This window comes from Actinoplanes sp. NPDC020271 (assembly GCF_044388125.1).
Taxonomy (GTDB): Bacteria; Actinomycetota; Actinomycetes; order Mycobacteriales; family Micromonosporaceae; genus Actinoplanes.
Map to the genome: position 1 here is coordinate 140,660 of NZ_JBIRWQ010000025.1, position 7,596 is coordinate 148,255.

Sequence of the window (7,596 nt, forward strand, 5' to 3'; positions counted from 1 at the left end):
GCGGGCCCGATTCAAGGACCAGGGCTTGCGCGTACGCGATCGAGCCGCCCGGCTCCGCGACCGGCACCTCCGGTCCGGCCCCTGGCTCGGCTTCGACCTGGCCGCCACACTCGGCGTGCTGCTGCTGGTCGCGGCGGGCTGTGGCAACCCCGGCAACGTCGACGGCGACCTGACCAACGACTGGACGGCGATGGCCCCGGCGACCGGCTTCGAGCCGCTCGCCGACACGTGTCACCTCGCCAACTTCGCGGCCGCCGGCCCCCGGGCGACCTACGAGGAGGTCGACTGCGCGGTCCGGCACCGCACCGAGACGGTCTTCGTCGGCACCTACACCGGGACGGCCGCGGACGACGAGCAGCCGCCGCCGGAGACCTCGGCCGGGGCCCGTGCGGCCTATGCCACCTGCGATCAGAAGACCAGCGCGTACGTCGGTGGGCCGTGGCGTACCGCGCGACTGTGGATCGGCGTGACGCACCCGTCCCCGGCCGCCTGGACCGGCGGCTCCCGCTGGTTCCGGTGCGACGTGGTGGAACTCGACTCGATCGAGGACAACGGCGCTCTCGTCGAACGTCAGGGCAGCCTGCGCGGCATCCTGACGGCCGGTTCGGATCTGGAACTCACGTGCTACGCGATCCGGCTGGACTCGGGTGGCGCGATCGACACCATGCCGGCGGCCGGGTGCGGTGAGAAGCACAACGCCGAGTTCGCCGGGGTGTGGGACGCGCCGGCCGACGCGTCGTACCCGAAGGGCGACACCGCCTGGGAGGAATTCCACGACGGGTGCCGGACGGTGGTCGCGAAGTACACCGGCGTTCCGGACGACAAGAACCTGCAATTCCGTACGGGCGTGGTCTCGCTGCCCGGCAACGCGGACGTCTGGTCCCAGGGCGACCGGGGCGTGCGCTGCTACCTGTGGCTGGACGGCGCCGAGCTGACCACGTCGCTGAAGGGCAAGGGGACCAAAGCCCTGCCGGTCCAGTACAAGTAACGGTGACCACTGATGGTGCCCCCGCCGTAACGGGTGCGCGCGAGCGGAGTGTACTGACACACATGTCACCTCTCGCGGATCTGCCGGCACTGCCGCGCCGGCTCGCCGCCGCCGAGCCGGGTTGGAACGAGACCACCGACGTGGTCGTGGTCGGCTCCGGCGTCGCCGGGCTGACCGCCGCGCTGCATCTGCGCGAGCTCGGCCTGCACGTCACGGTGGTCACCAAGGTCAACATCGACGACGGTTCGACGCGCTGGGCGCAGGGCGGGATCGCCGGGGTGCTCGACCCGCTGGACACGCCGCAGGCGCACGCCTACGACACGGAGATCGCCGGTGTCGGGCTGTGCGACCCGGAAGCGGTGAAGGTGCTGGTCGAGGAGGGTCCGGCGCGGATCCGGGAGCTGATCCGCCGGGGCGCCGAGTTCGACCGCAACCCGGACGGTTCGCTGATGCTGACCCGCGAGGGCGGCCACCGGGCCGACCGGATCGTGCACGCCGGCGGCGACGCGACCGGCGCCGAGGTGCAGCGCGCGCTGCACGCCGCGGTCCGCCGCGACCCGTGGATCCGGCTGGTCGAGCACGCCCTGGTGCTGGACCTGCTGCGGGCCGCCGACGGCCGGGCCTGCGGGATCACCCTGCACGTGCTCGGCGAGGGCTCGGAGGACGGCGTCGGCGCGATCCTCGCCCGCGCGGTGGTGCTGGCCACCGGCGGGATGGGGCAGATCTACGCCTCCACCACCAACCCCTCGGTCTCCACCGGCGACGGCGTGGCGCTCGCGCTGCGGGCCGGCGCGGCGGTCACCGACGTGGAGTTCGTCCAGTTCCACCCGACGTCGTTCGTCACCGCCGACCTGAGCTCGGTGCAGCGGCCGCTGATCTCCGAGGCGCTGCGCGGCGAGGGTGCCCACCTGGTCGACGAGAACGGCACACGCTTCATGATCGGCCAGCACGAGCAGGCCGAGCTGGCGCCGCGCGACGTGGTCGCCAAGGGCATCTACCGGGTGCTGCGCTCGACCGGGGCGGACCACGTCTACCTGGACGCGCGGCACCTCGGCAAGGAATTCCTGGAGAGCCGCTTCCCGACGATCATGGCGTCGACCCGGGCGGCCGGCGTGGACCCGGCGACCGAGCTGATCCCGGTCGCCCCGGCCGCCCACTACGCCTCCGGCGGCGTCCGCACCGACCTGCACGGGCGGACCAGCATCCCCGGGCTCTACGCCTGCGGCGAGGTGGCCTGCACCGGCGTGCACGGCGCGAACCGGCTGGCCAGCAACTCGCTGCTGGAGGGCCTGGTCTTCGCCAAACGCATCGCCGACGACATCGGGCGTGACCTGCCGGCGCAGGCCGATCCGGTCCGGGTGAACATGACTCCGGCGTGGGTCGCCGACGCGGCGATCCGGTCGGACATCCAGCGCACCATGACTCGGGGCGCCGGGGTGCTGCGCTCGGCCGACTCGCTCGACACGGCGGCCAAGGAACTGTCCCGGCTGGCCGAGTCCCGGGCCACCCCGAACACCGCGGCGTGGGAGGCGACGAACCTGCTCACCGTCGCCGCCGCGCTGGTCGCCTCGGCCCGCAGCCGCCGGGAGACGCGCGGCTGCCACTGGCGCGAGGACTACCCGACCGCGGCCGACGAATGGCGCGGCCACCTGCTCGACAGCATTTCCCGTGACGGCAGCATGACCCAGGACTTCCAGGAGATGGCGTGATCGACTTCGAGTTGGACTTCGCGGAGGTCCAGCGGATCGTGCTGACCGCGCTCGCCGAGGATCTCGGCGACCCGCCCCGCGACGTGACCAGTGAGGCCACCATCCCGGCGAGCCAGGTCGACACGGCCGAGCTGGTGGCCCGCGCCGACGGCGTGATCGCCGGTCTGCCGGTCGCCGCCGAGGTCTTCGCGGTCACCTCGCAGGGCCACGCCGAGTTCCGCCAGATCGCCGCCGAGGGCGACCGGGTGGTCCGCGGTGACGTGCTGGCCGTGGTGACCGGGCCGACCCGCTCGCTGCTGACCGCCGAGCGCACCGCGCTGAACCTGATCAGCCGGATGTCCGGCGTCGCCACCCACACCCGCAAGTGGGCCGACCAGCTCGAGGGCAGCAAGGCCACCGTGCTGGACACCCGCAAGACCACCCCGGGCCTGCGCTCGCTGGAGAAGTACGCGGTCCGCGTCGGCGGCGGCACCAACAAGCGCATGGGCCTGTACGACGTCGCCATGATCAAGGACAACCACAAGCTGGCCGCCGGCAGCATCACCGCGGCGTACCGGCTGGTCCGCGACACGTTCCCGGACGTGGCGGTGCAGGTCGAGGTGACCACGCTGGCCGAGGCGCAGGAGGCGGTGGCGGCCGGCGCGACGTTCCTGCTCTGCGACAACATGACGCCGGAGCTGCTGACCGAGGTGGTCGCGGCGATCGGCGGCCGGGCCGAGCTGGAGGCGACCGGGAACCTGACCCTCGCCACGGCCGCGGCGTACGCGGCGACCGGCGTGGATTACCTTTCGGTCGGCGGGCTGACACACTCCTCACCGATCTTGGACATCGCGCTGGATCTGCGACCCCGCTGACCGCGACGCCCGTACGACATTGGGGTACCCGTGCTGCTTTGCATTGACATCGGCAACACCAACACCGTGCTGGCCACCTTCGACGGTGACAAGCTGGTGCACAACTGGCGGATCAAGACCGACGCCGCCTCGACCGCGGACGAGCTCGGCCTGATGTTCCGCGGTCTGCTGGCCGGCGACGCCGTGGAGATCACCGGGGTGGCGGCCTGCTCCACGGTGCCGGCCGCGCTGCGCAACCTGCGCACGATGCTGAAGCGGTACTACGGCGACGTGCCCAGCGTGATCGTCGAGCCGGGCGTGAAGACGGGCGTGCAGCTGGCCATCGACAACCCGAAGGAGGTGGGCGCCGACCGGGTGGTGAACACGCTCGCGGCGCACGCCCTCTACGGCGGACCGTCGATCGTGGTCGACTTCGGCACCACCACGAACTTCGACCTGATCAGCGCGAAGGGCGAGTTCCTGGGTGGCGCGTTCGCCCCGGGCATCGAGATCTCCTTCGACGCGCTCGCGGCCCGGGCCGCCCAGCTGCGCAAGGTCGAGCCGACCAAGCCGCGCTCGGTGATCGGCAAGAACACCGTGGAGTGCCTGCAGGCCGGGCTCTACTACGGTTTCGGCGGCCAGGTCGACCGGATCGTCGAGCGGATGGTCGAGGAGATCGGCCCGGTCCGGGCCGTGATCGCCACCGGGGGCCTGGCCTGGCTGGTGAAGGACGAGTGCCGCACGCTGACCGCGCACGAGCCGATGATCACGCTGATCGGGCTGCGGATGGTATATGAGCGGAACGTCTGAGCCGGGCCTGCCCGCGGCGGAAAACCGATGCCACACCAAAAACCACGTTGAGTAGGCTTTCCAGGTCTTGCACAGCCCCCCACTACACAGGAAGACCGTGCCGTGACCGAGCAGAACGTGCCAGTGACTGACACCGCCGACGACCTACCGGAGCAGATGAAGGTCCGCCGGGCGAAGCGGGACCAGCTGCTGGCCAAGGGTGTCGCGCCCTACCCGGTCACCGTCGCCCGGACGATCAGCCTGGCCGAGATCCGCCAGCAGTACGCGGAGCTCCCCACCGACACCGCCAGCGGTGACCAGGTCTCCGTCACCGGCCGGGTGATCTTCATCCGGAACGGTGGCAAGCTCTGCTTCGTGACCCTGCGCGAGGGTGACGGCACCGAGCTGCAGGCGATGCTCTCGCTCGACAAGGTCGGCGCCGAGAGCCTGGAGGACTGGAAGCGTCTGGTCGACCTCGGTGACCTGGTCGCGGTCACCGGTGAGGTGATCACCAGCCGGCGCGGTGAGCTCTCCGTTCTCGCCGATTCCTGGGCGATGAGCGCCAAGGCGCTGCGCCCGCTTCCGGTCGCGCACAAGCCGCTTTCCGAGGAAACCCGGGTGCGGCAGCGTTATGTCGATCTGATCGTTCGACCGCAGGCCAGGGACACTGTGCGTACTCGCGCAACCGTGATCCGTAGCCTTCGTGAGTCGCTGTTCCGCCGCAATTATCTCGAGGTGGAAACGCCGATGTTGCAGTTGCTGCACGGCGGCGCGACGGCGCGTCCGTTTGTGACTCACAGCAACGCGCTGGATACCGATCTTTATCTGCGGATCGCGCCGGAACTGTTTTTGAAGCGTGCCGTCGTCGGTGGCATCGACCGGGTCTTCGAGATCAACCGGAACTTCCGTAATGAGGGCATGGACTCCAGTCACTCCCCGGAGTTCGCCATGCTCGAGGCCTATCAGGCGTATGCCGACTACAACGTGATGCAGGTCCAGGTGCGGGAGTGGATTCAGGAGGCCGCGCAGGCCGTCTCCGGCTCGCACGTGGTCACCCACTACGACGGCACCGAGGTCGACTTCGGCGGCGAGTGGAAGCAGATCACGCTGTTCGGCTCGATCTCCGAGGCGCTGGGCGAGGAGGTCACCATCGAGACCGATCTGGCCCAGCTCCAGGCGTACGCGGAGAAGGTCCAGCTCGGTGTCGACCCCAAGTGGAGCGCCGGAAAGCTGGCCGAGGAGCTGTTCGAGCACCTCGTGCAGCACACCCTGCAGGCGCCGACCTTCGTCCGGGACTACCCGGAGGAGACGGCCCCGCTGACCGCGCCGCATCGCGAGACCCCGGGCCTGACCGAGAAGTGGGACCTCTACGTCGGCGGTTTCGAGCTCGGCACCGCGTACTCGGAACTGGTCGACCCGGTCATCCAGCGGGAACGGCTGGTGGCGCAGTCGCTGCTGGCCGCCGGCGGTGACGCCGAGGCGATGCAGCTCGACGAAGATTTTCTCCGCGCCATGGAGTACGGAATGCCGCCGTCCGGTGGCATGGGAATGGGAATCGACCGGCTGTTGATGGCGCTCACCGGCCTGGGCATTCGGGAAACGATCCTGTTCCCGTTGGTCCGCGCGGAGTAGCCGCTCTTCGATTATCGCCCCCGCCATTGACGGGCGATGTGCCCCTGGCGTTATTGTTCTCCCATTGCGTGGGAGAGAACCTGTGTTCGGGAGGATAACGGCGCGTGGCCAAGCAGATCATTCACAAGCTGGTCGATGACATCGACGGCGGCGACGCCGACGAGACGGTGAAGTTCGCTCTCGACGGTATTCAGTACGAGATCGACCTCTCGGAGAAGAACGCCGCGGAATTGCGGGAGGTCTTCGCTCAGTACGTCGGCGCGGGCACCAAGGTGGCCCGGGGCGGTGTGGTCGTCGGTGGCCGCGCGGCTCGTGGCCGGGGCGGTGCGGCGGCCGACCGGGAGCAGAACAAAGCAATCCGGGAGTGGGCCAAGAAGTCCGGACGTGACATCTCCGACCGCGGGCGCATCCCGCAGGAGATCGTCGACGAGTACCACGCGAAGGGCCCCGGTCGGGCCTGAGCTTGTCGCGGAAGAGGGCGTACCGATCTTCGGTACGCCCTCTTCGCGCTTCCCGCGTGGTTATCCACAGGACGGCCTCAGTTGTCCACAGGCTGTGGATCAGAGCGATTTCGCTGTCCGCGTACACGTTCGGGTAGGGGAACAGCCGCTGAGCGTGCGAAGTTGGCTAAATCAACGTTGCGGATCGTTTCGAGGGGCTGCGAGGGCCCAGCGGATCCTCCCGGCGGCGATAGAGTTACTGCACGGGTATCACCGATGCCCGTGCGCTGGCCCCGCCAGCTGTTGAGACAAGCTCAGCATTGGCGCACGGCACGTGAGGAGCACGAGGGCATGTTCGAGCGGTTCACCGACCGAGCGCGACGGGTTGTCGTCCTGGCCCAAGAAGAGGCCCGGATGCTCAACCACAACTACATCGGCACAGAGCACATCCTCCTGGGCCTGATCCACGAGGGAGAGGGCGTCGCCGCCAAGGCCCTGGAAAGTCTGGGCATCTCTCTCGAGGGGGTCCGGCAGCAGGTCGAGGAGATCATCGGCCAGGGTCAGCAGGCGCCGAGCGGGCACATCCCGTTCACCCCGCGGGCGAAGAAGGTGCTGGAGCTCTCCCTGCGGGAGGCGCTGCAGCTGGGCCACAACTACATCGGCACCGAGCACATCCTGCTCGGCCTGATCCGTGAGGGCGAGGGCGTCGCCGCCCAGGTCCTGGTGAAGCTCGGCGCCGACCTCAACCGGGTCCGCCAGCAGGTCATCCAGCTGCTCTCCGGCTACCAGGGCAAGGAGCCGGCCGCCGCGGGCACCGCCACCGGCGAGGCCGCACCGTCCACGTCGCTGGTCCTCGACCAGTTCGGGCGCAACCTCACGCAGGCCGCCCGCGAGGGCAAGCTCGACCCGGTCATCGGCCGGGAGAAGGAAATCGAGCGGGTCATGCAGGTGCTGTCCCGCCGCACCAAGAACAACCCGGTGCTGATCGGCGAGCCGGGTGTCGGCAAGACCGCCGTCGTCGAGGGCCTGTCCCAGTCCATCGTCAAGGGCGAGGTGCCCGAGACGCTGAAGGACAAGCAGCTCTACACGCTCGACCTGGGCGCGCTGGTCGCCGGCTCGCGCTACCGCGGTGACTTCGAGGAGCGCCTGAAGAAGGTGCTCAAGGAGATCCGCACGCGCGGCGACATCATCCTGTTCATCGACGA

At 69.5% G+C, this 7,596-nt stretch carries 7 protein-coding genes; all 7 read left to right on the forward strand.

Annotated elements, in window-relative coordinates; translation table 11 throughout:
* Positions 1-25: 25 nt before the first annotated feature.
* Positions 26-988 carry a septum formation family protein gene (locus ACH442_RS38000; RefSeq protein WP_396342941.1) on the forward strand — a complete coding sequence of 321 codons (963 nt, stop codon included), beginning with the start codon at positions 26-28 and terminating at the stop codon, positions 986-988.
* Positions 989-1,050: 62 nt separating this feature from the next.
* Positions 1,051-2,697 carry an L-aspartate oxidase gene (locus tag ACH442_RS38005; RefSeq protein ID WP_396342942.1) on the forward strand — a complete coding sequence of 549 codons (1,647 nt, stop codon included), beginning with the start codon at positions 1,051-1,053 and terminating at the stop codon, positions 2,695-2,697.
* A complete protein-coding gene (gene nadC / locus ACH442_RS38010) occupies positions 2,694-3,551 on the forward strand; it encodes a carboxylating nicotinate-nucleotide diphosphorylase (protein WP_396342944.1) in 858 nt (285 codons plus the stop codon). The genes ACH442_RS38005 and nadC overlap by 4 nt, the downstream gene beginning before the upstream one ends.
* Before the next feature lie 30 nt (positions 3,552-3,581).
* Entirely contained in the window at positions 3,582-4,340 is a 759-nt protein-coding gene (locus ACH442_RS38015; RefSeq protein ID WP_089294970.1) for a type III pantothenate kinase, read from the forward strand.
* A 102-nt stretch (positions 4,341-4,442) separates the two neighbouring features.
* Entirely contained in the window at positions 4,443-5,951 is a 1,509-nt protein-coding gene (gene lysS / locus ACH442_RS38020) for a lysine--tRNA ligase (protein WP_396342945.1), read from the forward strand.
* Positions 5,952-6,055: 104 nt separating this feature from the next.
* Positions 6,056-6,412 carry an Lsr2 family protein gene (locus ACH442_RS38025; RefSeq protein WP_396342946.1) on the forward strand — a complete coding sequence of 119 codons (357 nt, stop codon included), beginning with the start codon at positions 6,056-6,058 and terminating at the stop codon, positions 6,410-6,412.
* 330 nt (positions 6,413-6,742) lie between these two features.
* Positions 6,743-7,596: Clp protease N-terminal domain-containing protein (locus tag ACH442_RS38030; RefSeq protein ID WP_396342947.1), on the forward strand; the 854-nt coding region annotated here is incomplete at its 3' end.

Coding starts and splice junctions, on each gene's coding strand:
- ACH442_RS38005 (WP_396342942.1), top strand. CDS start 1,051: ATGTCACCTCTCGCGGATCTGCCGGCACTGCCGCGCCGGCTCGCCGCC.